Annotated in this window: 44 protein-coding genes; 42 read left to right on the top strand and 2 right to left on the bottom strand. The window is 38.6% G+C overall.

Annotation, left to right across the window (positions count from 1 at the left end; all coding sequences use genetic code 11):
* The first annotated feature begins 302 nt into the window (after positions 1 to 302).
* The 40 genes from rpsJ to ACOI1C_RS16570 all read left to right on the top strand — a co-directional run bounded on the left by rpsJ (position 303) and on the right by ACOI1C_RS16570 (position 22372).
* Positions 303 to 611, top strand: coding sequence for a 30S ribosomal protein S10 (gene rpsJ / locus ACOI1C_RS16765; RefSeq protein WP_422511744.1), 309 nt, complete (start codon positions 303 to 305; stop codon positions 609 to 611).
* Between the two features lie 33 nt (positions 612 to 644).
* The gene (gene rplC / locus ACOI1C_RS16760) at positions 645 to 1268 is read left to right on the top strand and encodes a 50S ribosomal protein L3 (protein ID WP_422511743.1); all 624 of its coding nucleotides are present in this window, start codon (positions 645 to 647) and stop codon (positions 1266 to 1268) included.
* Positions 1269 to 1294: 26 nt separating this feature from the next.
* Positions 1295 to 1918 (top strand): 50S ribosomal protein L4, encoded by a 624-nt coding sequence (gene rplD, locus ACOI1C_RS16755; RefSeq protein WP_422511742.1) that lies wholly within the window; start codon positions 1295 to 1297, stop codon positions 1916 to 1918.
* The gene (rplW, locus tag ACOI1C_RS16750) at positions 1918 to 2205 is read left to right on the top strand and encodes a 50S ribosomal protein L23 (protein ID WP_422511741.1); all 288 of its coding nucleotides are present in this window, start codon (positions 1918 to 1920) and stop codon (positions 2203 to 2205) included. Before rplD ends, rplW begins: the two co-directional genes overlap by 1 nt.
* A 27-nt stretch (positions 2206 to 2232) precedes the next feature.
* A complete protein-coding gene (gene rplB / locus ACOI1C_RS16745; RefSeq protein WP_422511740.1) occupies positions 2233 to 3063 on the top strand; it encodes a 50S ribosomal protein L2 in 831 nt (276 codons plus the stop codon).
* 57 nt (positions 3064 to 3120) lie between these two features.
* Positions 3121 to 3399, top strand: a complete 279-nt coding sequence (gene rpsS / locus ACOI1C_RS16740) for a 30S ribosomal protein S19 (RefSeq protein ID WP_422511739.1) — start codon at positions 3121 to 3123, stop codon at positions 3397 to 3399.
* A 17-nt stretch (positions 3400 to 3416) separates the two neighbouring features.
* Positions 3417 to 3758, top strand: a complete 342-nt coding sequence (gene rplV / locus ACOI1C_RS16735; RefSeq protein WP_422511738.1) for a 50S ribosomal protein L22 — start codon at positions 3417 to 3419, stop codon at positions 3756 to 3758.
* A gap of 3 nt (positions 3759 to 3761) precedes the next feature.
* Complete coding sequence (rpsC, locus tag ACOI1C_RS16730) at positions 3762 to 4418, top strand: 30S ribosomal protein S3 (RefSeq protein ID WP_422511737.1); 657 nt, start codon at positions 3762 to 3764, stop codon at positions 4416 to 4418.
* A gap of 2 nt (positions 4419 to 4420) precedes the next feature.
* A complete protein-coding gene (gene rplP, locus ACOI1C_RS16725; protein ID WP_422511736.1) occupies positions 4421 to 4855 on the top strand; it encodes a 50S ribosomal protein L16 in 435 nt (144 codons plus the stop codon).
* Positions 4845 to 5042: a 50S ribosomal protein L29 gene (gene rpmC, locus ACOI1C_RS16720; protein ID WP_422511735.1), complete on the top strand. Its 198-nt coding sequence runs from the start codon at positions 4845 to 4847 to the stop codon at positions 5040 to 5042. Before rplP ends, rpmC begins: the two co-directional genes overlap by 11 nt.
* A 25-nt stretch (positions 5043 to 5067) precedes the next feature.
* Positions 5068 to 5331, top strand: coding sequence for a 30S ribosomal protein S17 (rpsQ, locus tag ACOI1C_RS16715; RefSeq protein ID WP_422511734.1), 264 nt, complete (start codon positions 5068 to 5070; stop codon positions 5329 to 5331).
* Positions 5332 to 5377: 46 nt separating this feature from the next.
* Positions 5378 to 5746 carry a 50S ribosomal protein L14 gene (gene rplN, locus ACOI1C_RS16710; protein WP_422511733.1) on the top strand — a complete coding sequence of 123 codons (369 nt, stop codon included), beginning with the start codon at positions 5378 to 5380 and terminating at the stop codon, positions 5744 to 5746.
* A 55-nt stretch (positions 5747 to 5801) separates the two neighbouring features.
* On the top strand, positions 5802 to 6113 hold the full coding sequence (gene rplX, locus ACOI1C_RS16705) for a 50S ribosomal protein L24 (protein WP_422511732.1): 312 nt from the start codon (positions 5802 to 5804) through the stop codon (positions 6111 to 6113).
* 22 nt (positions 6114 to 6135) lie between these two features.
* Positions 6136 to 6678: a 50S ribosomal protein L5 gene (gene rplE / locus ACOI1C_RS16700; protein WP_422511731.1), complete on the top strand. Its 543-nt coding sequence runs from the start codon at positions 6136 to 6138 to the stop codon at positions 6676 to 6678.
* A 30-nt stretch (positions 6679 to 6708) separates the two neighbouring features.
* Positions 6709 to 6894 carry a type Z 30S ribosomal protein S14 gene (locus ACOI1C_RS16695; protein ID WP_422511730.1) on the top strand — a complete coding sequence of 62 codons (186 nt, stop codon included), beginning with the start codon at positions 6709 to 6711 and terminating at the stop codon, positions 6892 to 6894.
* A 30-nt stretch (positions 6895 to 6924) separates the two neighbouring features.
* Positions 6925 to 7323: a 30S ribosomal protein S8 gene (gene rpsH, locus ACOI1C_RS16690; RefSeq protein ID WP_422511729.1), complete on the top strand. Its 399-nt coding sequence runs from the start codon at positions 6925 to 6927 to the stop codon at positions 7321 to 7323.
* A gap of 32 nt (positions 7324 to 7355) precedes the next feature.
* Complete coding sequence (gene rplF, locus ACOI1C_RS16685; RefSeq protein ID WP_422511728.1) at positions 7356 to 7892, top strand: 50S ribosomal protein L6; 537 nt, start codon at positions 7356 to 7358, stop codon at positions 7890 to 7892.
* Positions 7893 to 7924: 32 nt separating this feature from the next.
* The gene (gene rplR, locus ACOI1C_RS16680) at positions 7925 to 8287 is read left to right on the top strand and encodes a 50S ribosomal protein L18 (protein ID WP_422511727.1); all 363 of its coding nucleotides are present in this window, start codon (positions 7925 to 7927) and stop codon (positions 8285 to 8287) included.
* Positions 8288 to 8305: 18 nt separating this feature from the next.
* Positions 8306 to 8806 (top strand): 30S ribosomal protein S5, encoded by a 501-nt coding sequence (rpsE, locus tag ACOI1C_RS16675; RefSeq protein ID WP_422511726.1) that lies wholly within the window; start codon positions 8306 to 8308, stop codon positions 8804 to 8806.
* Between the two features lie 13 nt (positions 8807 to 8819).
* Positions 8820 to 9002, top strand: a complete 183-nt coding sequence (gene rpmD, locus ACOI1C_RS16670) for a 50S ribosomal protein L30 (protein ID WP_422511725.1) — start codon at positions 8820 to 8822, stop codon at positions 9000 to 9002.
* A gap of 33 nt (positions 9003 to 9035) precedes the next feature.
* The gene (rplO, locus tag ACOI1C_RS16665) at positions 9036 to 9476 is read left to right on the top strand and encodes a 50S ribosomal protein L15 (protein ID WP_422511724.1); all 441 of its coding nucleotides are present in this window, start codon (positions 9036 to 9038) and stop codon (positions 9474 to 9476) included.
* Complete coding sequence (gene secY / locus ACOI1C_RS16660; RefSeq protein WP_422511723.1) at positions 9476 to 10771, top strand: preprotein translocase subunit SecY; 1296 nt, start codon at positions 9476 to 9478, stop codon at positions 10769 to 10771. Before rplO ends, secY begins: the two co-directional genes overlap by 1 nt.
* Before the next feature lie 56 nt (positions 10772 to 10827).
* Positions 10828 to 11481, top strand: coding sequence for an adenylate kinase (locus ACOI1C_RS16655; protein WP_422511722.1), 654 nt, complete (start codon positions 10828 to 10830; stop codon positions 11479 to 11481).
* Positions 11478 to 12224: a type I methionyl aminopeptidase gene (map, locus tag ACOI1C_RS16650; protein WP_422511721.1), complete on the top strand. Its 747-nt coding sequence runs from the start codon at positions 11478 to 11480 to the stop codon at positions 12222 to 12224. Before ACOI1C_RS16655 ends, map begins: the two co-directional genes overlap by 4 nt.
* Positions 12225 to 12239: 15 nt before the next feature.
* A complete protein-coding gene (locus ACOI1C_RS16645; protein WP_422511776.1) occupies positions 12240 to 12566 on the top strand; it encodes an RNA-binding protein in 327 nt (108 codons plus the stop codon).
* Entirely contained in the window at positions 12553 to 12771 is a 219-nt protein-coding gene (infA, locus tag ACOI1C_RS16640; RefSeq protein ID WP_422511720.1) for a translation initiation factor IF-1, read from the top strand. The genes ACOI1C_RS16645 and infA overlap by 14 nt, the downstream gene beginning before the upstream one ends.
* A 41-nt stretch (positions 12772 to 12812) precedes the next feature.
* A complete protein-coding gene (gene rpmJ / locus ACOI1C_RS16635; protein ID WP_003156543.1) occupies positions 12813 to 12926 on the top strand; it encodes a 50S ribosomal protein L36 in 114 nt (37 codons plus the stop codon).
* 18 nt (positions 12927 to 12944) lie between these two features.
* The gene (gene rpsM, locus ACOI1C_RS16630; protein ID WP_422511719.1) at positions 12945 to 13310 is read left to right on the top strand and encodes a 30S ribosomal protein S13; all 366 of its coding nucleotides are present in this window, start codon (positions 12945 to 12947) and stop codon (positions 13308 to 13310) included.
* 19 nt (positions 13311 to 13329) lie between these two features.
* Positions 13330 to 13719, top strand: coding sequence for a 30S ribosomal protein S11 (gene rpsK / locus ACOI1C_RS16625; RefSeq protein ID WP_422511718.1), 390 nt, complete (start codon positions 13330 to 13332; stop codon positions 13717 to 13719).
* Positions 13720 to 13900: 181 nt separating this feature from the next.
* Entirely contained in the window at positions 13901 to 14845 is a 945-nt protein-coding gene (locus tag ACOI1C_RS16620; RefSeq protein ID WP_422511717.1) for a DNA-directed RNA polymerase subunit alpha, read from the top strand.
* 66 nt (positions 14846 to 14911) lie between these two features.
* On the top strand, positions 14912 to 15274 hold the full coding sequence (gene rplQ, locus ACOI1C_RS16615) for a 50S ribosomal protein L17 (RefSeq protein ID WP_422511716.1): 363 nt from the start codon (positions 14912 to 14914) through the stop codon (positions 15272 to 15274).
* A gap of 154 nt (positions 15275 to 15428) precedes the next feature.
* Positions 15429 to 16256: an energy-coupling factor ABC transporter ATP-binding protein gene (locus ACOI1C_RS16610; protein WP_422511715.1), complete on the top strand. Its 828-nt coding sequence runs from the start codon at positions 15429 to 15431 to the stop codon at positions 16254 to 16256.
* On the top strand, positions 16247 to 17116 hold the full coding sequence (locus tag ACOI1C_RS16605) for an energy-coupling factor ABC transporter ATP-binding protein (RefSeq protein WP_422511714.1): 870 nt from the start codon (positions 16247 to 16249) through the stop codon (positions 17114 to 17116). The genes ACOI1C_RS16610 and ACOI1C_RS16605 overlap by 10 nt, the downstream gene beginning before the upstream one ends.
* A gap of 2 nt (positions 17117 to 17118) precedes the next feature.
* A complete protein-coding gene (locus ACOI1C_RS16600) occupies positions 17119 to 17916 on the top strand; it encodes an energy-coupling factor transporter transmembrane component T family protein (RefSeq protein WP_422511775.1) in 798 nt (265 codons plus the stop codon).
* A gap of 10 nt (positions 17917 to 17926) precedes the next feature.
* Positions 17927 to 18670, top strand: coding sequence for a tRNA pseudouridine(38-40) synthase TruA (truA, locus tag ACOI1C_RS16595; protein ID WP_422511713.1), 744 nt, complete (start codon positions 17927 to 17929; stop codon positions 18668 to 18670).
* A 162-nt stretch (positions 18671 to 18832) separates the two neighbouring features.
* Positions 18833 to 19270, top strand: coding sequence for a 50S ribosomal protein L13 (rplM, locus tag ACOI1C_RS16590; protein ID WP_422511712.1), 438 nt, complete (start codon positions 18833 to 18835; stop codon positions 19268 to 19270).
* 17 nt (positions 19271 to 19287) lie between these two features.
* Positions 19288 to 19680, top strand: coding sequence for a 30S ribosomal protein S9 (rpsI, locus tag ACOI1C_RS16585; protein ID WP_422511711.1), 393 nt, complete (start codon positions 19288 to 19290; stop codon positions 19678 to 19680).
* A 263-nt stretch (positions 19681 to 19943) separates the two neighbouring features.
* Positions 19944 to 20384: a DUF2521 family protein gene (locus ACOI1C_RS16580; protein WP_422511710.1), complete on the top strand. Its 441-nt coding sequence runs from the start codon at positions 19944 to 19946 to the stop codon at positions 20382 to 20384.
* Positions 20385 to 20491: 107 nt separating this feature from the next.
* Complete coding sequence (gene cwlD, locus ACOI1C_RS16575) at positions 20492 to 21208, top strand: N-acetylmuramoyl-L-alanine amidase CwlD (RefSeq protein ID WP_422511774.1); 717 nt, start codon at positions 20492 to 20494, stop codon at positions 21206 to 21208.
* A gap of 102 nt (positions 21209 to 21310) precedes the next feature.
* Positions 21311 to 22372 (top strand): P-loop NTPase, encoded by a 1062-nt coding sequence (locus ACOI1C_RS16570; protein ID WP_422511709.1) that lies wholly within the window; start codon positions 21311 to 21313, stop codon positions 22370 to 22372.
* 218 nt (positions 22373 to 22590) lie between these two features.
* Here the strand turns inward: ACOI1C_RS16570 and gerD are convergent, their stop codons facing one another.
* The gene (gerD, locus tag ACOI1C_RS16565) at positions 22591 to 23217 is read right to left on the bottom strand and encodes a spore germination lipoprotein GerD (protein WP_422511708.1); all 627 of its coding nucleotides are present in this window, start codon (positions 23215 to 23217) and stop codon (positions 22591 to 22593) included.
* A gap of 142 nt (positions 23218 to 23359) precedes the next feature.
* Between gerD and ACOI1C_RS16560 the strand changes: the two genes are divergently transcribed.
* Positions 23360 to 23947 (top strand): KinB-signaling pathway activation protein, encoded by a 588-nt coding sequence (locus ACOI1C_RS16560; protein WP_422511773.1) that lies wholly within the window; start codon positions 23360 to 23362, stop codon positions 23945 to 23947.
* Positions 23948 to 23963: 16 nt separating this feature from the next.
* Here ACOI1C_RS16560 and pdaB read toward each other — a convergent pair whose 3' ends face one another.
* A complete protein-coding gene (gene pdaB / locus ACOI1C_RS16555; protein ID WP_422511707.1) occupies positions 23964 to 24725 on the bottom strand; it encodes a polysaccharide deacetylase family sporulation protein PdaB in 762 nt (253 codons plus the stop codon).
* A 143-nt stretch (positions 24726 to 24868) separates the two neighbouring features.
* Here pdaB and ACOI1C_RS16550 point away from each other — a divergent pair, with 143 nt between their 5' ends.
* Entirely contained in the window at positions 24869 to 25096 is a 228-nt protein-coding gene (locus tag ACOI1C_RS16550; protein WP_422511706.1) for a hypothetical protein, read from the top strand.
* Positions 25097 to 25467 lie beyond the last annotated feature (371 nt).

Here is a 25467-nt window from a genome sequence, read left to right as displayed (position 1 = left end):
ATTGCAGTTACTAATACTACTAATCATATTTACAGTTCCCGTTGAATGGCTGCTATTATTTAGTAATTTTCACTCCTTGTGTTTCAGCTTAAAAAACTATATACTTACAAAAGTGTTCGAAATAGATTTTATTCAACTTTTTCTTGCATTCGTTATTATATTTTTATATAATAGACAATGTTGGTCTTTGACTGCGATGATGTGGAAGGTTGCTGATACACACGGCCGCTTTGCCATGGCGAGTGTAAGGAAATTTCCATTGAGAACTGTCTATTCCAAATAGGCGAAAAGGAGGGAAAATTATGGCAAAAGAAAAAATTCGTATCCGTTTAAAGGCATATGATCATAGGATTTTAGACCAATCAGCAGAAAAGATTGTTGAAACTGCAAAGCGTTCAGGTGCTACAGTTTCGGGACCAATTCCGTTACCAACTGATAAGTCTATCTACACAGTTCTTCGTGCAGTCCATAAATACAAGGATGCTCGTGAACAGTTCGAAATGCGTACACATAAACGCTTAATCGACATTATTAATCCAACACCACAAACGGTCGATGCTCTAATGAGATTAGACTTACCGTCAGGTGTAGACATCGAAATTAAATTATAATAATAATAAATGAAACTATAGGAGGTGTGACGAATGACCAAAGGAATCTTAGGTAGAAAGATCGGTATGACGCAGGTGTTTACTGAAAATGGTAATTTTATTGCTGTAACTGTTGTTGAGGCAGCTCCGAATGTAGTACTACAGAAGAAAACTGTTAAGACAGACGGCTATGAGGCAATTCAATTAGGTTTTGATAACCTTAAAGAAAACCGTGCAAACAAGCCACAAAAAGGCCATGCAGGTAAAGCAAACACTGCTCCTAAGCGCTACATCCGAGAATTTCGTGGAACTTCTGAATTAGAAGTTGGTCAGGAAGTCAAAGTTAATGTTTTCACTGAAGGTGAAACAGTTGATGTTACAGCAATCTCAAGAGGTAAAGGTTTCCAAGGTGTAATTAAACGTCATGGACAATCACGTGGACCAATGTCCCACGGATCACGATATCATCGTCGTCCAGGTTCAATGGGAGCTGTTGCTCCAAACCGTGTTTTCAAAGGTAAAAAGTTAGCTGGTCAAATGGGAGCTAAAACTATTACTGTACAAAACCTAGAGATTATCAGAGTTGACCTAGAACGTAATCTTTTATTAATAAAGGGTAATGTTCCTGGAGCTAGAAGATCTCTTATTACAGTTAAGAGTTCAGTAAAAGCGAAATAATTATCTTCGAGAAAGGAGGAGTACAAATGCCGAAAGTTGCATTGTATAGCCAAACAGGTTCAACTGTTGGAGAAATCGAATTAAACGATTCTGTATTTGGAATTGAACCAAATGAGAATGTATTATTTGATGCAGTAATCATGCAGAGAGCATCCTTACGTCAAGGATCTCACAAAGTAAAAAATCGTTCTGAAGTTCGTGGTGGTGGTCGTAAGCCATGGCGTCAAAAGGGAACTGGTCGTGCTCGTCAGGGTTCTATCCGTTCGCCTCAATGGCGTGGTGGTGGTATCGTTTTCGGTCCAACTCCAAGAAGCTATAGCTTCAAACTACCAAAAAAAGTACGCCGTTTAGCGATCAAATCTGCTTTATCAACAAAGGTACTTGAAGAGAACGTCTTAGTTCTTGAAAATTTAACACTTGCTGCTCCAAGAACAAAGGAAATGGTAGTTGTGTTAAAGAGTTTGAATGTTGAAAAGAAAGCCCTTGTTGTTACTGGAGATCTTAACGAAGCGGTTGTTTTATCTGCTAGAAACATCCCTGGAATAACAGTGGTTACTGCTGATGGAATTAATGTTCTTGATGTACTTAACCATGAAAAGCTTTTAATGACTAAAGCTGCGGTGGAAAAAATAGAGGAGGTGCTTGCATAATGAGAGATCCTCGTGATATTATTAAGCGCCCTGTAATTACTGAACGTTCTGCTGACTTAATGGCTGAAAAGAAGTACACGTTTGAAGTGGACTTAAGAGCTAATAAGACAGAAGTTAAAGATGCAATTGAAGAGATTTTTAATGTAAAAGTTGAGAAGGTAAATGTTCAAAACTATAAAGGTAAATTCAAGCGTATGGGTCGTCACAGTGGATATACTCCACGTCGTAGAAAAGCGATCGTAACACTTACTTCTGAAAGTAAAGAACTTGAATTCTTTGAAGTTTAATTCTTAAAGATAAGGAGGGAAACAAAGATGGCGATTAAAAAGTACAAACCAACCTCTGCTGGTCGTCGTGGTATGACAGCATCTGATTTCGCTGAAATTACTACGGATAAACCGGAAAAGTCACTACTAGCTCCTTTAAGTAAAAATGCTGGTCGTAATAACCAAGGTAAGATTACTGTACGTCACCATGGTGGCGGACATAAGCGTCAATACCGTATTATTGACTTTAAACGTGAAAAAGATGGCATACCAGGACGCGTTGCTACAATCGAGTACGATCCAAATCGTTCTGCAAACATCGCGCTAATTAATTATGCTGATGGAGAAAAACGTTATATTTTAGCTCCTAAAGGACTTGTTGTAGGACTAGAAATAATGTCTGGTTCAGAAGCTGATATTAAAGTAGGTAATGCATTAACACTTGCTAATATTCCAGTTGGTACAGTTATCCACAACATAGAGCTTAAGCCTGGTAAAGGTGGACAGTTAGTTCGTTCAGCTGGTACATCTGCTCAAGTTTTAGGTAAAGAAGGTAAATATGTTTTAGTTCGTTTAACTTCAGGTGAAACTCGTATGATTCTTTCTACTTGTCGTGCTTCTATCGGTCAAGTAGGTAATGAGCAGCATGAGCTAATTAAAATTGGTAAAGCAGGTCGCTCACGTTGGATGGGCAAACGTCCTACTGTCCGTGGATCTGTAATGAACCCTAATGATCACCCACACGGTGGTGGTGAAGGTCGTTCTCCTATCGGACGTAAGTCTCCGATGACTCCTTGGGGTAAACCAACACTTGGATATAAGACGCGTAAGAAGAAAAACAAGTCTGATAAGTTTATCGTTCGTCGCCGTAAAAAATAACGTAATTGTTCTACGGTTCCAAAGGGCCGTAGGTCGATTGCACGAGGAGGTTCAAAAATGGGTCGCAGCTTAAAAAAAGGACCTTTTGTGGATGACCACTTAATGGTTAAGGTTGAAAAAATGACAGAGGCTGGACTAAAGCAAGTTATAAAAACTTGGTCTAGACGCTCTACTATTTTCCCTCAATTCATTGGTCACACAATTGCTGTATATGATGGCCGTAAACATGTTCCAGTATTTGTTACTGAAGACATGGTTGGACATAAACTGGGTGAATTTGCACCTACACGTGCTTACAAAGGTCACGATAGTGACGATAAGAAAACAAGACGTTAATGAGAGGAGGCATTTCGATGCAAGCGAAAGCAATTGCCAGAACAATTCGTATTGCTCCTCGTAAAGTTCGATTAGTAGTAGATTTAATTCGAGGAAAGCAAGTAGGCGAAGCAATTTCGATTCTACGCCTTACACCAAGATCTGCGTCTCCTGTAGTAGAGAAGCTTTTAAACTCTGCTATAGCGAATGCTGAACATAATTATGAAATGGAACCAAATAACTTAGTAATTTCACAAGTATTCGTAGACGAAGGACCAACCTTAAAACGTTTCCGTCCACGTGCTATGGGTCGTGCAAGTGCGATCAATAAACGTACAAGTCACATTACGATCGTATTAACAGAAAAAAAGGAGGGATAAGCTGTGGGTCAAAAAATTAATCCGGTCGGACTGCGTATTGGAATAATTCGTGACTGGGAATCCAAGTGGTTCGCTGGTAAAGATTATGCAGATCTATTACATGAAGATATTAAAATCCGCGAGTATGTATTCAAGCGTTTAGCTGATGCATCATTATCAAAGATTGAAATCGAACGTGCGGCGAACCGTGTAAACATTACAGTTCACACAGCGAAGCCAGGTATGGTAATTGGTAAAGGCGGTACTGAAGTAGAATCACTTCGTAAGGCACTTAACCAATTAACTAACAAAAGAGTTCATATTAACATTATGGAAATCAAGAGAGCGGATATGGATGCTAAGCTAGTTGCGGATAACATTGCCCGCCAACTTGAAGGCCGTGTTTCATTCCGTCGTGCTCAAAAACAAGTAATTCAACGTGCTATGAGATCAGGAGCTAAAGGTATCAAGACTATGGTATCTGGTCGTCTTGGTGGTGCTGATATTGCTCGTTCTGAGTCTTACAGTGAAGGAACTGTTCCACTTCATACACTTCGCGCTGATATTGATTATTCAACTGCAGAAGCTGACACAACATATGGTAAGCTTGGCGTGAAAGTATGGATCTACCGTGGTGAAGTCCTTCCTACTAAGAAGAAAGATGCGGAAGGAGGAAAATAATAATGTTATTACCTAAACGTGTGAAATACCGTAGAGAACACCGTGGAAAGATGCGCGGACGTGCTAAGGGTGGTACGGAAGTACACTTTGGTGAGTTTGGATTACAAGCTATTGAAGCTTCTTGGATTACTAACCGTCAAATCGAAGCTGCACGTATTGCGATGACTCGTCACATGAAGCGTGGTGGTAAGGTTTGGATTAAGATTTTCCCATCTAAGCCGTACACAGCTAAACCACTAGAAGTACGTATGGGTTCCGGTAAAGGGGCTCCTGAAGGTTGGGTAGCGGTTGTAAAGCCTGGTAAAGTAATGTTTGAAATCGCTGGGGTATCTGAAGAGGTAGCACGCGAAGCACTACGTCTTGCTTCACATAAGCTTCCAATTAAGACTAAGTTTGTAAAACGTGAAGAAATTGGTGGTGAGTCTAATGAAGGCTAATGAAATCCGTGATCTAACCACTGCCGAGATTGAACAAAAAGTGAAATCACTTAAAGAAGAACTTTTCAATTTACGTTTCCAATTAGCTACTGGTCAATTAGAAAACACAGCTCGCATTCGCGAAGTACGTAAAGCAATTGCTCGTATGAAAACTGTTGTTACTGAAAGAGAGCTAAGCGTGAAATAATAACCAAAAGAGGAGGTTTGCTTAAATGACTGAGCGCAACCAACGTAAGGTTTATACTGGACGTGTTGTTTCTGACAAAATGGACAAAACAGTATCTGTTCTAGTTGAAACTTATAAAAAACATTCTCTATACGGTAAACGTGTTAAATACTCAAAAAAGTTAAAAGCTCATGATGAGTTAAACGAAGCAAAAGCGGGCGACGTCGTGCGTATTATGGAGACACGTCCACTATCTGCTACAAAACGTTTCCGTTTAGTAGAAATCGTAGAGAAGACAGTAATTATCTAATTAATTAAAGTTCGGAGCATGTTATTCCGAAGGGAGGTTTCATAGTATGATTCAACAAGAATCTCGGTTGAAAGTTGCCGATAACTCTGGTGCTCGTGAAGTATTAACGATTAAAGTCCTTGGTGGTTCCGGCAGAAAGACTGCCAACATCGGTGATGTAATCGTTGTTACAGTGAAACAAGCAACACCAGGAGGCGTTGTTAAAAAAGGTGACGTTGTTAAGGCAGTTGTTGTAAGAACAAAGCGTGGAATGAGACGTAAAGATGGCTCATATATCCGTTTCGACGAAAACGCATGCGTAATTATCCGTGATGACAAGAGCCCTCGTGGAACTCGTATTTTCGGACCAGTTGCACGTGAACTTCGTGATAGCAATTTCATGAAGATCGTTTCACTAGCTCCAGAAGTATTATAATTTATATTAAAGGTACGAAAAATATGAATGCCTTGTAAGAGGAGGTGCACGATCGATGCATGTGAAAAAAGGCGATAAAGTACAGGTTATTTCTGGTAAAGACAAAGGTAAGCAAGGTGTAATCCTAGAAGCCTTCCCAAAGAAAGACCGCGTCCTAGTTGAAGGTGTTAACATAGTAAAGAAGCATTCTAAACCATCACAAGCAAACCCTCAAGGTGGGATCCTCAGCAAAGAGGCAGCGATTCATGTATCTAATGTTATGCCCTTAGATCCTAAAAGCGGTGAACCCACAAGAATTGGTTACAAGTTAGTAGATGGAAAAAAAGTGCGAGTTGCTAAAAAATCAGGTCAATTTTTAGATAAATAATGTTGAAAGGAGGTCTACTTGAATGAACCGCCTAAAAGAAAAGTTCCAAAAAGAAATCACTCCTGCTCTTGTGAGCAAGTTTAACTATAAATCAATAATGGAAGTTCCAAAACTTGAAAAAATAGTTATCAACATGGGTGTTGGTGATGCAGTTGCAAATGCAAAGGCTTTAGACAACGCAGTAGAAGAATTAACAACAATCACTGGTCAAAAGCCAGTTGTAACTAAAGCAAAGAAATCAATCGCAGGCTTCCGTCTTCGTGAAGGTATGCCAATCGGTACGAAAGTAACACTTCGTGGAGAACGCATGTATGAGTTCTTAGATAAATTAGTATCTGTTTCACTTCCACGTGTGCGTGACTTCCGTGGTGTATCAAATAAATCATTTGATGGCCGTGGAAACTACACTCTTGGTGTTAAAGAACAAATTATCTTCCCTGAAATTGACTACGATAAAGTGTCAAAAGTAAGAGGTATGGATATTGTTATCGTTACAACAGCAAATACAGACGAGGAATCTCGTGAATTATTAACTCAATTTGGAATGCCGTTCCAAAAGAAATAAAATGCCAACTAATGAAGAGGAGGCGGAACTATGGCTAAAAAATCTATGATTGCAAAGCAAAAACGCAAGCAAAAATTCCAAGTGCAAGAGTATACACGTTGCGAACGTTGTGGACGTCCACACTCAGTACTTCGTAAATTTAGACTTTGCCGTATTTGTTTCCGTGAGCTCGCTCACAAAGGACAAATTCCAGGTGTTAAGAAAGCTAGTTGGTAATACCCAAGCATGGGAAGGAGGTAATATTCAATGGTCATGACAGATCCAATTGCAGATATGCTTACTCGCATTCGTAATGCGAACATGGTTCGTCACGAAAAACTAGAAATCCCAGCATCAAAATTGAAGAGAGAAATCGCCGATATTTTAAAGCGTGAAGGTTTCGTTCGTGACGTTGAATTCGTTGAAGATAACAAACAAGGTATCCTACGTGTTTTCTTAAAGTACGGTGCAAATAACGAACGCGTTATCACTGGATTAAAGAAAATTAGTAAGCCTGGTTTACGTGTATACGCAAAGGCTGATGAGGTACCTCGTGTACTAAATGGTCTAGGTATCGCAATCGTTTCAACTTCTAACGGAGTTATCACTGATAAAGAAGCTAGACAGAAACAAGTCGGCGGAGAAGTAATAGCATACGTATGGTAATCACTTGTTAGAAAAAGAGAGGTGAAAACAGAATGTCTCGTATAGGTAAAAAACCAATAGAAGTTCCAGCTGGTGTTACTGTAACAAATAACAATAATACGGTAACGATCAAAGGCGGTAAGGGTGAATTAACCCGTACATTCCATCCAGATATGGAAATCAAAATAGAAGAAAACATTTTAACGGTAGCTCGTCCTACTGATAACAAAGAACATAGAGCTCTTCATGGTACTACAGCTAGCCTGTTAGGTAATATGGTAGAGGGTGTAACAAAAGGTTATGAGAGAGGTCTTGAATTAATTGGGGTTGGTTACCGTGCTCAAAAGCAAGGCGACAAGCTTATATTAAACGTTGGTTACTCACATCCAGTTGAAATTACACCAGAACAAGGAATTGACATTGAAGTTCCTGCAAACACAAAGATCATCATTAAAGGTATAGATAAAGAGCGCGTAGGTGCTCTAGCGGCAAATATCCGTGACGTTCGTCCACCAGAGCCTTATAAAGGTAAAGGTATTCGCTATGAAGGCGAATTTGTACGTCGTAAAGAAGGTAAAACTGCGAAGTAATTACCATTAGGTAAGAGAAAGGAGTGACCTAAATGATTACGAAACCAGCTAAAAATGCTACTCGTAAAAAGAGACATGCACGTGTACGCTCAAAGCTTACAGGCACAACTCTACGTCCGCGTTTAAACGTGTTCCGTTCAAATTCACATATTTATGCACAAGTTGTTGATGATTCAAACTCTGTAACACTAGTTAGTGCATCAACTTTAGATAAAGAACTTTCTGCAGATTCAACTGGAAATACAGAAGCTGCAAAGCTTGTAGGTGAGCTTGTTGCTAAACGTGCAATTGAAAAAGGTATTAAAACAGTTGTATTTGACCGCGGTGGTTACTTATACCACGGACGTGTTAAAGCACTTGCAGATGCTGCTCGTGAAGCAGGTCTTGAATTTTAATAAAAAGGAGGGACATACATGCGTCGCATTGATCCAAACAAATTGGAACTTGAAGAACGTGTAGTTGCCATTAACCGTGTCGCGAAAGTTGTTAAAGGTGGACGTCGTTTCCGCTTTGCTGCACTAGTGGTAGTTGGAGACAAAAATGGTAATGTTGGTTTTGGTACTGGTAAAGCACAAGAAGTTCCAGAAGCAATTCGTAAAGCAATTGAAGATGCAAAGAAAAATATTGTAACTGTACCTATGGTCGGTACAACAATTCCTCATCAAGTAATTGGTAAATTCGGAGCTGGTAACATCTTTATGAAACCTGCATCTGAAGGTACTGGGGTTATTGCTGGTGGACCAGTTCGTGCAGTACTTGAATTAGCTGGTGTAGGCGATATCCTTTCTAAATCATACGGATCTAGCACACCAATCAATATGGTTCGTGCAACTATTAGCGGTTTAAAAGCCCTTAAGCGTGCTGAAGATGTAGCTAAGTTACGTGGCAAAACTGTAGAAGAACTGTTAAGATAAGGAGGGAATTATCATGACAAAAAAATTAGAAGTTACCCTCACTCGTAGTTTGATAGGTCGTCCTGAGAATCAACGTGTGACTGTTAAGACATTAGGCTTAAATAAAATGCATCAAACAGTTGTTCACAATGATAACGCTGCGATTCGCGGAATGATTAACAAAGTTTCTCACCTTGTTACGGTAAAAGAACAATAATTATTTAAACTGTTATAATAAGGAGGTGCCCAAATGAAACTTCATGAATTAAAACCAGCTGAGGGTTCCCGTAAAGAACGTAACCGTTTAGGACGTGGAATCGGGTCAGGTAACGGTAAGACTTCAGGTAAAGGTCATAAAGGTCAGAATGCTCGTTCCGGTGGTGGTGTGCGTCCTGGTTTCGAAGGTGGTCAAACACCTCTATTCCAACGTCTACCTAAGCGTGGATTTACAAACGTTAATCGTAAAGAGTTTACGATTGTAAACTTAGATACTCTTAATCGTTTTGAAGAAGGAACTGAAGTAACACCAGAACTTCTAATTGAGACTGGTGTTATCAGCAAGTATACTGCTGGCGTTAAAATCCTTGGAAGAGGTACGCTAGAAAAGAAACTTACTGTCAGAGCTCACAAATTCTCTTCTTCTGCAAAGGAAGCGATTGAGGCGGCTGGCGGTAACACTGAGGTGGTATAATGTTTCAGACAATCTCTAATCTTATGCGCGTGAGTGATATTAGAAATAAAATTATATTCACACTTTTAATGCTTGTAGTATTCCGACTTGGAACGTTTATTCCTGTACCGGGAGTAAATGCTGAAGTATTAAAAGTCCAAGATGAACTTAATGTGTTCGGTATCCTTAATACGTTTGGTGGAGGAGCTCTTCAGAACTTCTCGATCTTCGCAATGGGTATCATGCCATACATCACAGCATCCATCATTGTTCAACTCTTACAGATGGATGTTGTTCCTAAGTTTACAGAATGGTCAAAGCAGGGAGAGGTTGGGCGCCGTAAGCTGGCTCAGTTTACCCGCTATGGAACAATAGTACTTGGGTTTATCCAAGCAATTGGTATGTCGATCGGCTTTAACAATCTTGCTGGTGGACAACTAATTGAGAACCCAAATATACTCACATATTTATTTATTGCAACGGTGTTAACTGCAGGAACTGCCTTCTTAATGTGGCTTGGAGAACAAATCACAACTAAGGGAGTAGGTAACGGTATTTCGATCCTTATTTTTGCAGGTATCGCAGCCGCAATTCCAACAACAGTAAACCAAATCTACTTACAGCAAATCGAGGGTGCAGGCGAACAATTATTCTTACGTATTGTGACTGTTATTCTATTATTGATTGCTGTTTTAGCTATTATAGTAGGTGTTATTTTCATCCAACAAGCACTTCGTAAGATTCCTATTCAATATGCTAAAAAGCTCGTAGGAAGAAGCCCTGTTGGTGGACAATCTACTCATATTCCACTCAAAGTTAATACTGCGGGGGTTATTCCGGTAATCTTTGCTGTTTCGTTTATAATTACTCCACCAACAATTGCATCGTTCTTTGGAACAAATGATGTAACAACGTGGATTCGTGATACGTTTGACTATTCAAAGCCAATTGGTATGATTGTCTACGTTGCACTAATCATTGCATTCTCTTATTTCTACACATTCGTTCAAGTTAATCCTGAACAAATGTCAGAGAACCTAAAGAAGCAAGGTGGTTATATTCCGGGAATTCGTCCAGGAAGAAGTACACAAGAGTTTATAACGAAGATCCTATATCGTCTTACTCTAGTGGGTTCATTGTTCTTGGCACTTATTTCAGTATTACCTGTATTCTTTATTAATTTTGCGAATTTACCACAGTCTGCACAGATCGGTGGAACAAGTTTGTTAATTGTTGTTGGTGTTGCACTAGAAACAATGAAACAACTTGAAAGCCAGCTTGTGAAAAGGCACTATAAAGGATTTATGAAGCAATAGGGAATGGGAAGACTATTCTTCCCACTGCCTCATTTAGACTGAGGGGGTAGGTTACTATGAATTTAATACTAATGGGCTTGCCTGGGGCTGGAAAAGGTACTCAAGCTGAACAAATAGTAGAACAATATCATATCCCTCACATTTCAACAGGTGATATGTTTAGAGCTGCTATCAAAGAAGGAACTGAGTTGGGCTTAAAGGCAAAGTCTTTTATGGATCTGGGTCAACTTGTACCAGATGAGGTAACGATAGGTATTGTTCGTGAACGCTTAGGTAAAGATGATTGTAACAAAGGTTTTTTATTAGATGGTTTTCCACGTACTGTGGCACAAGCCGAGGCATTAGAGTCTATGTTAAACCAACTTGAACGTACTATAGATTATGTGTTACACATCCATGTAGACCAAAGTTTACTTTTGGAACGCCTTACAGGTCGTAGAATTTGTAAGAGCTGTGGTTCAACCTATCATCTTGTTTTCAATCCACCAGCACAAGAAGGAATTTGTGATAAGTGTGGAGGAGAGTTGTATCAACGCGATGACGACAACGTAGAAACAGTTGGAAATCGTCTAGACGTGAACATAAAGCAGATGAATCCTTTACTTGATTTTTATCAGGAAAAAGGGTATCTACGTACAATCAATGGTGAGCAAGAAATTGACCGTGTATATTTAGATATCAATGAACTATTAATGAGTATAAACAAATGATTATTTGTAAAACACCTCGCGAATTAGAAATAATGCGAGTTGCAGGCCGCATTGTGGCACTCACTCACCAAGAATTAAAAAAACATATACATCCGGGAATTACGACAATTGAGCTAGATGCCATTGCGGAAAGCTTTATTCGTAAACATGATGCCGTTCCATCCTTTAAAGGATATAATGGGTTTCGCGGAAGTATATGTGCATCTGTGAACGAGGAACTTGTTCATGGAATTCCAGGTGATCGAGTACTTCAAGAAGGCGACATTATTAGTATTGATATTGGTGCAAAGTACAATGGTTATCATGGTGACTCAGCTTGGACTTATGGTGTTGGCACCATCTCTAAAGAAAATCAACATTTGCTATTCGTTACTGAGGAATCCCTCTATATAGGTTTAAAGGAAGCTAAGGCAGGAGAGCGTCTAACAAACATCTCCCATGCAATCCAAAACTTCGTTGAAGCGAATAAACTATCTGTTGTTCGTGAATACGTTGGTCATGGTATAGGGATGGACCTTCATGAAGATCCACAAATCCCACACTATGGACCTCCAAATAAAGGACCGAAGTTAAGACCAGGTATGGTTCTTGCAATTGAGCCAATGGTTAATGCGGGTAGTCGATATGTAAAAACGTTACAAGATGACTGGACTGTAGTAACTGTGGATGGACGTATGTGTGCACACTTTGAACACACCATTGCAATTACAGAGGAAGGTTATGAGATATTAACTAAAGTCTAAGTGAAGGTGATTTGGATGAATAATTCTATTTCATGTCCACGAATAGGTCAGTTTGTCTCTATTACTCAAGGTAAAGATGCAGGGCAATATGCCATAATCATAAGTATTCTAAACGAACGGTTTGTATTAATTGCTGATGGTAATCTGCGAAAATACGATAAACCTAAAAAGAAGAATATCAACCATGTTACACTATTTGATAACGTTTCTCCGGAGGTTCAGAACAGTATAAGTGAATCAGGTCGTGTGACAAACGGAAAACTGCGTTTTGCTATGACGAAGTTTGTCAATGGGCAGGTTACTGATTTGGAGAAGGGAGAGCTTGTTGATGGCGAAAGATGATGTAATTGAAGTGGAAGGTACCATCATAGATACATTGCCGAATGCAATGTTTAAAGTAGAGTTAGAAAACGGTCATGTTGTTCTGGCTCACGTTTCAGGTAAGATTCGCATGCATTTTATCCGTATTTTACCAGGTGATAAAGTGACTGTTGAATTATCACCATACGATTTATCTCGTGGTCGTATTACGTATCGCTTTAAATAAAAAAACAACCAGCACTCCGTACATTTAAGGAGGTTTAAAAGATGAAAGTAAGACCATCCGTAAAGCCGATCTGCGAAAAATGTAAAGTTATTCGTCGAAAAGGTAAAGTAATGGTTATTTGTGAAAACCCTAAACATAAGCAAAAACAAGGTTAATTAGAAGGAGGTGCACTAATGGCACGTATTGCAGGTGTAGATGTTCCACGTGATAAGCGTGTGGTAATTTCCTTAACGTACGTTTTCGGAATTGGTAACACAACAGCCAAGCAAGTTCTTGCTGAAGCTGGTGTATCAGAAGATACACGTGTTCGTGATTTAACTGAAGATGAACTAGGAAAAATTCGTGAAGCTATTGACCGTTTAAAAGTAGAAGGAGATCTTCGTCGTGAAATCTCATTAAACATTAAGCGTCTAATTGAAATTGGTTCTTACCGTGGTCTACGTCATCGTCGTAGTTTACCAGTTCGTGGTCAAAATACTAAGAACAACGCTCGTACTCGTAAGGGTCCGCGTCGTACGGTAGCAAACAAGAAAAAATAGTAAAGGAGGTAAATGATCGATGGCTCGTAAAACTCAAACACGTAAGCGTCGTGTTAAAAAGAATGTTGAAACTGGTATCGCGCATATTCGTTCTACATTTAACAACACAATCGTGACAATTACAGATTCTCATGGTAATGCTCTTTCATGGTCAAGTGCTGGATCTTTAGGCTTCAAAGGCTCTCGTAAATCAACTCCGTTCGCATCTCAAATGGCTGCAGAAGCTGCTGCTAAGGTTGCTATGGAACATGGTTTAAAGACTTTAGAAGTTACAGTTAAAGGACCAGGAGCTGGTCGTGAAGCGGCTATTCGTGCTCTTCAAGCAGCAGGTCTTGAAGTGACTGCTATTAAAGACGTTACTCCTGTACCTCATAATGGTTGTCGCCCACCAAAGCGTCGTCGCGTATAATTATCTGTATAGATTTTGAAACCCTGTCTATAATGGGATAATGATACAGTATTTTCGTTGATAAATTCGATTACAAAACATTGATCAAGTTGTTGTGCACAAAACGGGAACTGCCTAATGGGGAATTTCGGTTAGACACATTGTCTAGCCGAGGTTTCGACGTTTTGAAGGAGGGTTTATAATGATCGAAATTGAAAAACCAAAAATCGAAACGGTTGAAATCAGCGACGAAGCCAAATTTGGTAAATTTGTCGTGGAACCACTTGAGCGTGGGTATGGTACTACATTGGGTAACTCCTTACGTCGTATTTTATTATCCTCACTACCTGGTGCCGCTGTAACAGCTATTCAAATGGATGGCGTACTGCATGAGTTCTCAACTATTGAAGGTGTCGTAGAGGATGTAACAACTATCATCTTGAGCCTTAAAAAGCTTGCACTCAAGATTTACTCAGACGATGAAAAGACTCTTGAGATTGATGTGCAGGGTGAGCGAATTGTCACAGCTGCAGACATAACTTTTGATAGTGATGTAGAGATCTTAAACCCTGACCTTTATATTGCTACATTAGCTAAGGGTGCAACACTTCGTTTGCGTTTAACTGCGAGACGTGGAAGAGGGTATACGCCAGCTGTTTTAAATAAGAGAGAAGACCAGCCAATTGGTGTGATTCCTATTGATTCAATATACACACCAGTATCACGTGTAACGTATCAAGTTGAGAACACGCGTGTTGGTCAATTGTCAAATTTTGATAAGTTAACTCTTGATGTTTGGACAGATGGTAGTATAGGTCCTAAAGAAGCAGTAGCACTTGGAGCAAAAATTTTAAATGAACATCTTAATATCTTTGTTGGTCTTACTGATGAAGCACAAAATGCTGAAATCATGGTAGAAAAAGAAGAAGACCAAAAGGAAAAAGTGCTTGAAATGACGATTGAAGAACTAGACTTATCTGTCCGTTCTTACAATTGCTTGAAGCGTGCAGGAATCAATACGGTTCATGAGCTAGCACATAAAACCGAAGAAGATATGATGAAGGTTCGTAATCTTGGACGCAAGTCCTTAGAAGAAGTTAAACATAAATTAGAAGAGCTAGGATTAGGTCTTCGTAAGGACGACTGAAATCCAGTTTACTAGCTTACTTCTAAACTGATACAGTTATATTTCAACAAAAGGAGGGAACTTCCTATGGGATATCAGAAATTAGGTCGTACAAGTGCTCAACGTAAAGCACTACTTCGTGATTTATCTACTGACTTAATCATCAATGAGCGCATTCAAACAACTGAAGCTAGAGCAAAAGAATTGAAATCAGTTGTGGAGAAAATGATTACACTAGGTAAGCGTGGTGATTTGCATGCTCGTCGTCAAGCCGCAGCATACATTCGTCATGAAGTAGCAAATGAAGAGACAAACCAAGACGCTATTCAAAAGTTATTTGGTGATATTGCTCCTCGTTACTCTGAACGTCAAGGTGGATATACTCGTATCCTTAAGCTTGGACCACGTCGTGGTGACGGTGCACCAATGGTAATTATCGAGTTAGTGTAATTCTTTTACGCTTAACTACTAAAAGGGCGGAACAGTTCTCTTGTAACTGGATCTATGCCCTTTTTTGTTTTTTTCTGGCTACAGTGCTGAACAAGGCACTTATGCTTTTCAAGCATCAGATGAGTTTAGAAGAGAATAGCTTAGGAGGGTTATGATGGGGGAGAATATAGTTTCAGTTAAGAACGTTTCTTATCAATACCCTAATCAAGAGCTTTTTGCTTTGACGGATGTAAACTTTTCGGTAAAACGTGGAGAATGGTTAGCCATTGTCGGGCATAATGGTTCAGGTAAGTCAACCATTGCTAAACTTCTAAATGGACTGTTACTTCCTACGAGTGGAGAGATTATCTTAAACCAGCAGACTTATCTGTCAGAAGAAACGGTTTGGGATTTCCGTCAAGCAATTGGAATGGTCTTTCAAAACCCCGACAATCAGTTTGTAGGCACAACTGTAAGGGATGATGTGGCTTTTGGTTTAGAAAATAGAGGAGTCCCACGTGAAGAAATGTTGCGTAGAATTGAGAACTGCTTATCACTTGTAAAAATGGGAGAGTTTCTCGATCAAGAGCCACACCATTTATCTGGCGGACAGAAACAGCGTGTTGCCATTGCTAGTATTCTTGCCATTGCGCCTGCTATATTATTACTAGACGAAGCAACTTCAATGCTTGATCCTCAAGGTCGCTATGAAGTCCTTAACACCATCCACTCTCTTAAACGAAATCAAGAGTTAACGGTGTTATCGATCACTCATGACCTAGATGAAGCAGCAAGGGCAGATCGGATTATTGTGTTTAATCAAGGATCTGTGTTTGCAGAAGGCACACCTCAAGCTATATTTCAGTTAGAAGATCAACTAGAAAGTATAGGCTTAGATGTGCCATTTACCGTAAAGGTAAGTAAGCTACTTAAGGAAAAAGGTATTCGAATGAAAGGCCTACCATTTACAGAAGAAGGGTTGATTAAAGAGTTATGGACATAGCCATCAATAAGCTAACTCATCGCTATCAGGATAAATCACCCTTTGAAAAATTGGCACTTAATGAAGTAGATCTAACAATAGATAGTGGTTCATTTATCGCTATTATTGGTCATACTGGTTCAGGTAAATCAACAATTATTCAACATCTTAACGGTCTACTTAAACCAACAGACGGAACAGTGAGTGTCGGTGATTTTACAATCGGACCAAAACAAAAGGATAAGCATTTAAAATCCTTGCGAAAACGAGTTGGTATGGTCTTTCAGTTTCCGGAACACCAGTTGTTTGAAGAAACAGTTGAGAAGGATATATGCTTTGGACCTATGAATTTTGGGATTTCAGAGGGAGCGGCCAAGGAACGAGCAAAGAAAGCGTTAGCACTTGTCGGCTTACATGAGGACCTTTTGAACCGTTCACCTTTTGATTTAAGTGGAGGCCAAATGAGAAGAGTGGCCATTGCTGGAGTACTTGCAATGGAACCAGATGTTATTATCCTTGACGAACCGACAGCAGGTCTTGATCCACGTGGAAGAAAAGAAATGATGAAATTATTCTCTTCACTACACCAAGAAAAGAACCTGACAACCATTATGATTACACATAGCATGGAAGATACGGCGGCATATGCAGATCAAGTAGTTGTGATGGACAAAGGGAAAGTGTTAATGAGAGGTACACCACACGAAATTTTTTCTCAGAAAGAAAGGCTTTTACAAGTAGGTTTAGATATTCCTGAAACGTATCGTTTTATAGAGATGCTTGAAAAAAAGGTTGGTAAATCTATCGGTGGTACTTTTTTGACGATAGAAGAAATGGTTCATTCAATTCATCAATTCCTTACAAAGGAGAATCATGTATGAGTTTGATGGATAGTGTCATTATTGGTAAGTATATTCCTCTTGATTCACTCATTCATCGAATGGATCCTAGATCAAAGCTTTTATTAATCTTTGGCTATGTCATAATTATTTTTCTAGCCAATAATCTTGAAAGCTACGGCCTATTGATCGTATATACAGTTATTGTTACTCTTTTAACAAAAGTACCTTATTCATATATTTTAAAAGGACTAAAGCCTATTATATGGATTATCCTTTTTACATTCGCCCTACATGTTTTAATGACAAAAGAGGGTGATGTATTAATTCAATGGGGATGGTTCACGATTTATGAAGAAGGTTTAAGGACCGGAATCTTTATTTCAATTCGATTCTTTTTGCTCGTTGTCATGACATCGTTGTTAACATTAACCACAACTCCAATTGAAGTCACTGATGGGATGGAGAGCTTGCTTCACCCTTTTAAACGGTTCGGTCTACCAGTACATGAGTTGGCCTTAATGATGTCTATATCTTTACGTTTTATCCCAACCTTAATGCAGGAAACGGAAAAAATAATGAAGGCACAAACAGCAAGAGGTGTAGAGTTTACCAGTGGTCCAATTACCGAAAGATTAAAAGCTGTAATTCCCTTGTTGGTGCCTTTGTTTATCAATTCATTTAGAAGAGCAGAGGAGCTTGCCAATGCCATGGAGGCAAGAGGTTACCGTGGTGGGGAAGGCCGAACAAAGCTAAGGGAATTAAAGTGGAAGGTATCGGACTCGATCTTTATAATGAGTTTAGTCATGGTTACACTCATATTAGTAGTTATTCGATTATAGTGGTGAGTATATGCAAAGGTTAAAATGTGTGATTTCATATGATGGATCTGCCTTCTCCGGATATCAGATTCAACCAAACCAACGAACTGTTCAAGCAGTAATAGAAACAGTCTTAAAAAAGATCCATAAGGGTGAACCTGTATATATATCTGGCTCAGGTCGGACAGATGCAGGGGTTCATGCTGTGGGACAAACCATTCACTTTGACACAGCATTGAACATACCTGTTAATAGGTGGAAAGTTGTATTAAATTCTATGCTTCCAGATGAGATTTTAATTCAAAGTATTCAGCTTGTTACATCAGATTTTCATGCTAGGTATGATGTGTTAAATAAGGAATATCGATACAAGGTTTCGTTAGCACGTCATCGGGATGTATTTATGAAAAACTATCACTATCATTATCCCTATAAACTAGATTATATTTCCATAAAGGAAGCCATAAAATTTTTTGTTGGTACTCATGACTTCACATCATTTTGCTCGGCTAAAACAACAACTAGGGACAGAATACGTACCATTTCGGAGATTGAATTCTTTGAGGAAGATGATATTCTAACCTTTCGATTTGTTGGAAGTGGTTTCTTATACAATATGGTGCGAATCATAGTGGGGACATTGCTTGAGATTGGCCAAGGTTTAAAAAGACCAGAGGAAGTTTTGGTCATTTTGGAAGCCCGTGACCGAGCAAAGGCTGGAATTACTGCGCCTGGTAGTGGTTTATATTTATGGAAAGTAAGTTATGACAACTAATCCTGGTGTAACATTTCCTTGACATTAGAGTTGTCAGGATATATCATAGCATATGGTACTATTTTTAAACCCCACGATAAGCCCCGGATTCTTATTGTGATGAATAATAAAAATAGCTTAAAAAATAGAATAAACAGTTTGAATTATTTAGGAGGGAAAAACATGCGTACTACTTATATGGCTAAGCCAACTGAAGTTGAACGTAAATGGTATGTGGTAGATGCTGAAGGTAAGACATTAGGTCGTTTGTCTACTGAAGTAGCTTCTATTCTACGTGGTAAGCATAAGCCAACATTTACACCACATATTGACACTGGTGATCATGTAATCATTATCAACGCTGAGAAGATTGAATTAACTGGGAAGAAGCTAACTGACAAGCTTTACTACCGTCACACAATGCACCCAGGTGGATTAAAGGTTAGAACTGCTCTTGAAATGCGTACGAACTACCCAGTTCAAATGCTAGAACTTGCAATTAAAGGAATGCTTCCTAAAGGTCCACTTGGACGTCAAGTTGGCAAGAAGCTTCATGTAGTTGTTGGAAGCGAGCATGAACATCAAGCACAAAAACCTGAAGTTTACGAACTTCGCGGATAATTAAGGAGGTTATTATATTGGCACAGGTACAATATTACGGTACTGGACGACGTAAGAGCTCGGTTGCTCGTGTACGTTTAGTTCCTGGTAACGGACGTGTATTAATCAACGAACGTGAATTTGAAGACTATCTACCATTACCAGCACTAAGAGAAGTTGTTAAACAACCTCTTGTTGCGACAGAAACTCTTGGAAGCTACGATGTTATCGTAGGTGTTAAGGGTGGCGGTTATACTGGTCAAGCTGGAGCGATCCGTCATGGTATCTCTCGTGCTTTACTACAAGCTGATCCTGAATTCCGTGCGACTTTAAAGCGTGCTGGATTCTTAACTCGTGACCCACGTATGAAAGAACGTAAGAAATACGGACTTAAAGGCGCACGTCGTGCACCTCAGTTCTCAAAGCGTTAATATTTATTCAAATCAAAGTCTCAGCACTATGCTGGGGCTTTTTTATATGGATAATTTCTTAAATAAGTAGGCTTATTGGTGCTTAAATTAATTTGAATTAAGTTTCTAGAAACAGGCATTACCAAAAAGGAAGTTCATATAAAATATAATTGCCTTAATGTGATAATATTGCCATTCAAACCTTTTCGAAATTCGTGCATCCTACTAGTAATAGAATTAAATCCTTATATGGTTACACAAACCTACAAAAAGGAGGGTGCAATATGACAGTTATTACATCTTTCAAAGAAAAAAGGAAAGAAAAACAGGTACTATATGAACGAAAAGTATTAAGGGAGCTTTCGTTAGAGAAAATAACGGGAGAAGTAAAGTTATATTTTCATCACTTCTTCTTGCGTGCTGCTTTTTCTCAAGCGATTGAAGATGGAAGTGTTGATGTGGCCATTGAGGCATATTTACTTGGAGCAAGCTTCGGGAAGATTGGTCATTATGGTGAATCCTTTGAAAATATAAAGAAGCGTACATATTCTGAAGAAAAGTATTTAATCGATACTTTATATGAATATTTACAATACTGGGGAAACATGGGTGACAATGAGTTTATCAGCGAATCCCTTTATATGGCATGTGAACAATATGTTTCGAAGTGGATTAATGAAGGGTTTCAAAAAGGTATGATGAGATACAAGCTTCGCCTTCATTAATTGAACAAAAACAACATTTTCAGTGAAAACCGTTCATTAATTCATATTTCTTCCTCTTGTCCCATATAGTGATTTATAGGGATAGGCGGGAGGGAGAAAGAGAAATGCTGAAGGAAAAGTCGAAAATAGTTGGTGTTGGGATTGGGATTTTTGCTCTCATCCTTATCATTCAGTACCAGTTCATAAGCAGTGACTCATGGAAGTCCTGGAATCTGCCTCTAAGTGGAGAAATAATAGTCATTGATCCAGGTCATGGTGGCCCTGATGGTGGTGCATCTTTTGGAAAAGATGTATTCGAGCGGGAAATTGCGCTAAGTATTGCATTAAAGCTTAAGGATTACCTGCAAGAACAAGGCGCCTTAGTTCTATTAACGAGAGAAGATAGTCATGACCTTGCCAGTCCTGATACAAAGGGAATCCGAAATAGAAAAGTAGAAGATTTAAAAAATAGAGTGAAGTTTATTAACGAATCAGAAGCAAGCTCGTTTGTGACAATCCATCTAAATGCAATCCCATCTGAGCGTTGGAGTGGTGCTCAAACCTTTTTTTACGGATCACTTGAGGAAAATAAACGCTTAGCAACATTTGTTCAAACAGAGATCAAAAGAAACTTAGAGAATACAAATCGAACCGCAAAGGCAATCAGCGGAATTTATTTATTAAAGAAGGCACAGATTCCAGGGGCACTAATAGAGGTAGGTTTCTTATCTAATCCAAGAGAAAGGGATCTTTTGAAAAAAGAAAATTATCAAGATCAGATGGCAGCATCAATATATAAAGGTATCCTTCGCTATTATACAAAAGAACCCAATCTCCCTGAGTAAAGGGGGATTTTGTTCGCTACAATTATGAAAACAAGTTATCCTATAAAAGTAGGTAATTATGGTATACTAACGAAAGAAAACGAATACATAAGGGGTGTCTACATGCTAACAGAACAAAGAGTTCGTTCTATATTAAATAAAATGATGGATCCTATATTACATATGACATTAGAAGAAACAAATGGTATCCAAGAGGTAACTGTCAAAGAAGAGAAGGCACACGTTAGTATAAAAATTGCTATTGCTAAAACAGGTACAGCTGAGCAAATGCAGCTACAATCATCAATTGTACAAGCTTTAAAGGGAGCGGGGGCAGAATCAGTAGGGCTTCGCTTTACTGATTTATCACAAGAAGAGCTAGCGAAATACGCTTCAAACGATTCTACTTCTTCTGATCACTCGTTATTATCACCGACAAACAAGACCAGCTTTGTCGCAATCGCTAGTGGTAAGGGTGGAGTTGGAAAATCAACCGTTTCTGTAAACCTTGCCGTTGCTTTAGCTAGGCTTGGAAAAAGAGTGGGTATTATAGATGCTGACATATATGGCTTTAGTGTTCCAGATATGATGGGAATAACGAAACGTCCTGTCGTTCGAGGTGAAATGATTATACCTGTAGAACGCTTTGGGGTAAAGGTCATTTCGATGGGTTTCTTTGTAGAGGACAATGCTCCTGTTATATGGAGAGGACCGATGCTTGGAAAAATGCTTCATAATTTCTTCAATGATGTAGAGTGGGGCGACTTAGATTACTTACTATTAGACTTACCACCAGGGACTGGTGATGTAGCACTAGATATCCACACCATGCTTCCAGCCTGTAAGGAAATTATCGTAACAACACCACATCCAACAGCAGCATTTGTTGCAGCAAGAGCGGGTGCAATGGCATTGCGTACAGAGCATGAAATATTGGGTGTTATTGAAAATATGTCTTTCTTTGAAAGTAAGCTAACAGGTGAAAAGGAATATGTTTTTGGTAAGGGCGGAGGAGACAAGCTTGCAGATGAGCTACAAACTGAACTTCTAGGTCAAATCCCCTTACAACAGCCTGATTGGAATGAAGTTGATTTCGCTCCATCCGTTTATGCGGAAGACCATACCATTGGTAAAATCTATTTAGACATTGCAGAAAAAGTTACACAGCTTATTAAAAACAAATAAAAAACCTCTTTAACTAAAAGAGGTTTTAAAGCACCCAAATTGGGTGCTTTTTTATAATATCAGAATTTATATGGGCTAGTGCATCTGAATCCGGATCTAGCGCCCTGCCTCTGGAGGTCAAATAACCTGAAAAAAAGAAAAGGGAAAACCACCTTTTAATTTTTTTAGAACATTTGCTATGCCTGAGGCAAAACGGGGCGCTTGCGCCTTTTGTTCATTTATCCAGCGCTCTGTCCGTCGCCTTCTGATTCTTTCTCTTCTTTAGGACCGCCATCTTCTTCTTTTTTGCTGCTAGTATCTTGCAGTTGATCAGCAGATTTAATGATGACATCAACTAACCTCGCCTTAAATAACGGACTTTCAAAGGTTTCTGAAATGACTTGCTGAAGGTGTGCACGATACTCTGTACTTTTCAACACAGTAAGTACCTGACGTTCAACCTCTGGGTTTTGAAGAAGTTCAATCATCATCTTTTGATATTCGGGATCCTTCATTAACCCTTTAATCATTTTTTCATGTTCTGGTTGCATACTCTTTGCAAATGATTCTGTAAATTTAGGATCTTCAAATGTTCTCGTCCAGAACTGTGAACCTGCATCAGAAGTTAATGTTTGTTGAATCGTATCTATAACGATTGCTTGATCCATAACTAAGGCTTGTCTCATTTTATCATCAGCCATTACTTCTTGAATGGCTTTTTTTCCATCATCTGTTTTTAAGATATCAACTACCATTTTCTTTGTTTGTTCATAATCGGGTTCTCCACTGCCTTGTTCTCCACCACCAGAGCACGAAGCTAAGAGTAGTAAAAAAACGAAAAGGAGGAACAACTTCTGAAATCTCATTGTATTTTCCCCTTTCAAACTGCTTCATACTCTTAATATGATTTTTTACGAATAGAATTATGCATGATAAAAATTGATTTACTGGCTTTTTTGAAGGGACGTGGTAAAATCAGTGGGGAATATATGAATGGAGGAAGTTATTGTGAGAAGCCGTAATTGGGTCCGACTATTTATGTCAACATTATTAGTAGGTGGACTTAGTACAACTATTATCGGATTATTATTTAAATGGGATGAATTTGGCAAGACCGATATGATTGAAATTCTATCTGTTTCAATATGGTTCTTTGTATTAGGGTTACTTTTTAGCATTATTAGTCAAATGGGTTTCTTTGCTTATTTGACCGTTCATCGATTTGGCTTAGGGATATTCCGATCCTTACCTTTATGGAATTTGGTTCAAATCGTACTGATTGTTTTTGTCATTTTCGACTTAATATTCTTTAGAGAACAACTGATGGGCAGTAGTGAAAAAAATACCATTCCCCTATTAGCATTCCCATTCATAATTTTACTTTTTGGACTTATAATTGCGTATTATAAAAGAAAACAAACAAACAAAGAGGCATTTATCCCAGCATTGTTTTTTATGGTCGTCGTTACAGTCATCGAATGGGTACCAGCTTTTAAAGTAGATGATGAGAGTTGGTTATACTTAATGCTATTTCCGCTCATGATTTGTAACAGCTATCAATTATTATTGCTACATCGCCTTATAAAAAAAAGCTGACGCTAATGGTCAGCTTTTATTTTATTTCATTTGTTGAAGCCTCTGTATTTGCAATTAACTCAGAAAGGGACTGATTTTTGTACCCCTTACTACTCAAAAGCTTTGCAATTTGAGGAATAGCCTTCTCCGTTTGTTTAGCGGAATCAGATGCATGAAGAAGAACGATGTCACCAGATTTTGTATTCTTGAGATTCTTCACGATTAAGTCTGTTCCTGGATTCGTCCAGTCCTGTGAATTAATACTCCAATGAACAACTGTATAACCAACGCTTTCTGCAACCTTAAGTACTTTACCATTAAAATTCCCAGTAGGAGGTCTTAATAAATGAATTTCTTTTATCCCGAGTGTTTTAAATACATCTTGAGCCTGTAAAATATCACGCCTTATCTTTTGCTCATCCATTGATGTATAGTTTTTATATTGATACCCCATACTTCCAATTTCATGACCATCTTCCATTATACGTTTCACGATATTAGGATGTCGTTCTGCCCAAGCGGCTGATAGAAAGAATGTACATCCCTTAATGTTTTGTGACTTTAGTGAATCTAATATAGGAATCGCTCTTTCATCACCCCAGCTAATGTTGAAAGTTAGAGCAACAGTATTTCCTTTTTCCTCACCCTTATAAATAGCCCTTGATCCATCCTTTGTCTTGAAAACAGGCTCATATAAAGAGTTCTCGATAAATAATATCCCTGCTGTGAAAAATGCGGCAATGACAATAATTAATGCTTGCTTAACCCTTCTACCATTTAATATAAAGAAAAAATTCATAGTCATCCTCCTCGGACTTGTCTCTTGTGAAATACATATGCGTGCTTGTACGTTTTATGAGTAAAAACGAGAGGGAAAATATTTTTCATAAAAAAAAGGAATATGGAAATAACTAGAATATATTAATTAAGAGGGTGACTCGCATGATAGGTTTCTTGGTCAACCAGAAGGAATTAAAGGAATTAGAATATATGTTAAAAAGAGAGATGGATGAAATTCTACATGATTTGCAAGACAATAGAATAGATCACATCGTAAAGCGAGCAATGGAGGAAAGATATCAAATTTTGTTCCATCTGTTTAGAAGAGTAGCTAATCCTAATGAATGTACAAAGTATATTCGCACGAAACCGGTAAGGTATTATAAATGAATAGATCTGGAGAATGAATATGATTTTTTAAAAATAAAAATTTTATATTGACTGCCTTTACTTTAGTATGATATATTATATCTTGTCGCTTCAAGGACATGTGAAACATATAACTTTTTTACTTAAAAAAAGTTATTGACTTCGAAACGACAAATGTGATATATTAATAAAGTCGCTTCTGAGCGGCCGAGAAAAAGTTCTTTGAAAACTAAACAGAACGTCAAGCGTGACTTGGACTTTCTAGTCCTAGTCAAAAATGTAACAAACATTATTATATTCGCTAACGCGAGGATAATAATGAAGGTTCTTTTCACTAATGTGAGGGAACTATTGAAAGCTATTTTCGCTATCGCGAAAAAGCTTTGCCGGTG

Origin of the sequence: Bacillus sp. DJP31 (assembly GCF_049310945.1) — a bacterium.
Taxonomy (GTDB): domain Bacteria; phylum Bacillota; class Bacilli; order Bacillales; family SA4; genus Bacillus_BS.
The sequence above is the reverse complement of the archived record's forward strand: the minus strand, read 5'-3'. Positions and strand labels throughout refer to the sequence as shown.

Excerpts from the sequence above, each read along its gene's own strand:
- rpsJ (WP_422511744.1), top strand. The coding sequence starts at position 303 with ATGGCAAAAGAAAAAATTCGTATCCGTTTAAAGGCATATGATCATAGG.
- rplC (WP_422511743.1), top strand. The coding sequence starts at position 645 with ATGACCAAAGGAATCTTAGGTAGAAAGATCGGTATGACGCAGGTGTTT.
- rplD (WP_422511742.1), top strand. The coding sequence starts at position 1,295 with ATGCCGAAAGTTGCATTGTATAGCCAAACAGGTTCAACTGTTGGAGAA.
- rplW (WP_422511741.1), top strand. The coding sequence starts at position 1,918 with ATGAGAGATCCTCGTGATATTATTAAGCGCCCTGTAATTACTGAACGT.
- rplB (WP_422511740.1), top strand. The coding sequence starts at position 2,233 with ATGGCGATTAAAAAGTACAAACCAACCTCTGCTGGTCGTCGTGGTATG.
- rpsS (WP_422511739.1), top strand. The coding sequence starts at position 3,121 with ATGGGTCGCAGCTTAAAAAAAGGACCTTTTGTGGATGACCACTTAATG.
- rplV (WP_422511738.1), top strand. The coding sequence starts at position 3,417 with ATGCAAGCGAAAGCAATTGCCAGAACAATTCGTATTGCTCCTCGTAAA.
- rplP (WP_422511736.1), top strand. The coding sequence starts at position 4,421 with ATGTTATTACCTAAACGTGTGAAATACCGTAGAGAACACCGTGGAAAG.
- rpmC (WP_422511735.1), top strand. The coding sequence starts at position 4,845 with ATGAAGGCTAATGAAATCCGTGATCTAACCACTGCCGAGATTGAACAA.
- rpsQ (WP_422511734.1), top strand. The coding sequence starts at position 5,068 with ATGACTGAGCGCAACCAACGTAAGGTTTATACTGGACGTGTTGTTTCT.
- rplN (WP_422511733.1), top strand. The coding sequence starts at position 5,378 with ATGATTCAACAAGAATCTCGGTTGAAAGTTGCCGATAACTCTGGTGCT.
- rplX (WP_422511732.1), top strand. The coding sequence starts at position 5,802 with ATGCATGTGAAAAAAGGCGATAAAGTACAGGTTATTTCTGGTAAAGAC.
- rplE (WP_422511731.1), top strand. The coding sequence starts at position 6,136 with ATGAACCGCCTAAAAGAAAAGTTCCAAAAAGAAATCACTCCTGCTCTT.
- ACOI1C_RS16695 (WP_422511730.1), top strand. The coding sequence starts at position 6,709 with ATGGCTAAAAAATCTATGATTGCAAAGCAAAAACGCAAGCAAAAATTC.
- rpsH (WP_422511729.1), top strand. The coding sequence starts at position 6,925 with ATGGTCATGACAGATCCAATTGCAGATATGCTTACTCGCATTCGTAAT.
- rplF (WP_422511728.1), top strand. The coding sequence starts at position 7,356 with ATGTCTCGTATAGGTAAAAAACCAATAGAAGTTCCAGCTGGTGTTACT.
- rplR (WP_422511727.1), top strand. The coding sequence starts at position 7,925 with ATGATTACGAAACCAGCTAAAAATGCTACTCGTAAAAAGAGACATGCA.
- rpsE (WP_422511726.1), top strand. The coding sequence starts at position 8,306 with ATGCGTCGCATTGATCCAAACAAATTGGAACTTGAAGAACGTGTAGTT.
- rpmD (WP_422511725.1), top strand. The coding sequence starts at position 8,820 with ATGACAAAAAAATTAGAAGTTACCCTCACTCGTAGTTTGATAGGTCGT.
- rplO (WP_422511724.1), top strand. The coding sequence starts at position 9,036 with ATGAAACTTCATGAATTAAAACCAGCTGAGGGTTCCCGTAAAGAACGT.
- secY (WP_422511723.1), top strand. The coding sequence starts at position 9,476 with ATGTTTCAGACAATCTCTAATCTTATGCGCGTGAGTGATATTAGAAAT.
- ACOI1C_RS16655 (WP_422511722.1), top strand. The coding sequence starts at position 10,828 with ATGAATTTAATACTAATGGGCTTGCCTGGGGCTGGAAAAGGTACTCAA.
- map (WP_422511721.1), top strand. The coding sequence starts at position 11,478 with ATGATTATTTGTAAAACACCTCGCGAATTAGAAATAATGCGAGTTGCA.
- ACOI1C_RS16645 (WP_422511776.1), top strand. The coding sequence starts at position 12,240 with ATGAATAATTCTATTTCATGTCCACGAATAGGTCAGTTTGTCTCTATT.
- infA (WP_422511720.1), top strand. The coding sequence starts at position 12,553 with ATGGCGAAAGATGATGTAATTGAAGTGGAAGGTACCATCATAGATACA.
- rpmJ (WP_003156543.1), top strand. The coding sequence starts at position 12,813 with ATGAAAGTAAGACCATCCGTAAAGCCGATCTGCGAAAAATGTAAAGTT.
- rpsM (WP_422511719.1), top strand. The coding sequence starts at position 12,945 with ATGGCACGTATTGCAGGTGTAGATGTTCCACGTGATAAGCGTGTGGTA.
- rpsK (WP_422511718.1), top strand. The coding sequence starts at position 13,330 with ATGGCTCGTAAAACTCAAACACGTAAGCGTCGTGTTAAAAAGAATGTT.
- ACOI1C_RS16620 (WP_422511717.1), top strand. The coding sequence starts at position 13,901 with ATGATCGAAATTGAAAAACCAAAAATCGAAACGGTTGAAATCAGCGAC.
- rplQ (WP_422511716.1), top strand. The coding sequence starts at position 14,912 with ATGGGATATCAGAAATTAGGTCGTACAAGTGCTCAACGTAAAGCACTA.
- ACOI1C_RS16610 (WP_422511715.1), top strand. The coding sequence starts at position 15,429 with ATGGGGGAGAATATAGTTTCAGTTAAGAACGTTTCTTATCAATACCCT.
- ACOI1C_RS16605 (WP_422511714.1), top strand. The coding sequence starts at position 16,247 with ATGGACATAGCCATCAATAAGCTAACTCATCGCTATCAGGATAAATCA.
- truA (WP_422511713.1), top strand. The coding sequence starts at position 17,927 with ATGCAAAGGTTAAAATGTGTGATTTCATATGATGGATCTGCCTTCTCC.
- rplM (WP_422511712.1), top strand. The coding sequence starts at position 18,833 with ATGCGTACTACTTATATGGCTAAGCCAACTGAAGTTGAACGTAAATGG.
- ACOI1C_RS16580 (WP_422511710.1), top strand. The coding sequence starts at position 19,944 with ATGACAGTTATTACATCTTTCAAAGAAAAAAGGAAAGAAAAACAGGTA.
- ACOI1C_RS16570 (WP_422511709.1), top strand. The coding sequence starts at position 21,311 with ATGCTAACAGAACAAAGAGTTCGTTCTATATTAAATAAAATGATGGAT.
- gerD (WP_422511708.1), bottom strand. The coding sequence starts at position 23,217 with ATGAGATTTCAGAAGTTGTTCCTCCTTTTCGTTTTTTTACTACTCTTA.
- pdaB (WP_422511707.1), bottom strand. The coding sequence starts at position 24,725 with ATGAATTTTTTCTTTATATTAAATGGTAGAAGGGTTAAGCAAGCATTA.
- ACOI1C_RS16550 (WP_422511706.1), top strand. The coding sequence starts at position 24,869 with ATGATAGGTTTCTTGGTCAACCAGAAGGAATTAAAGGAATTAGAATAT.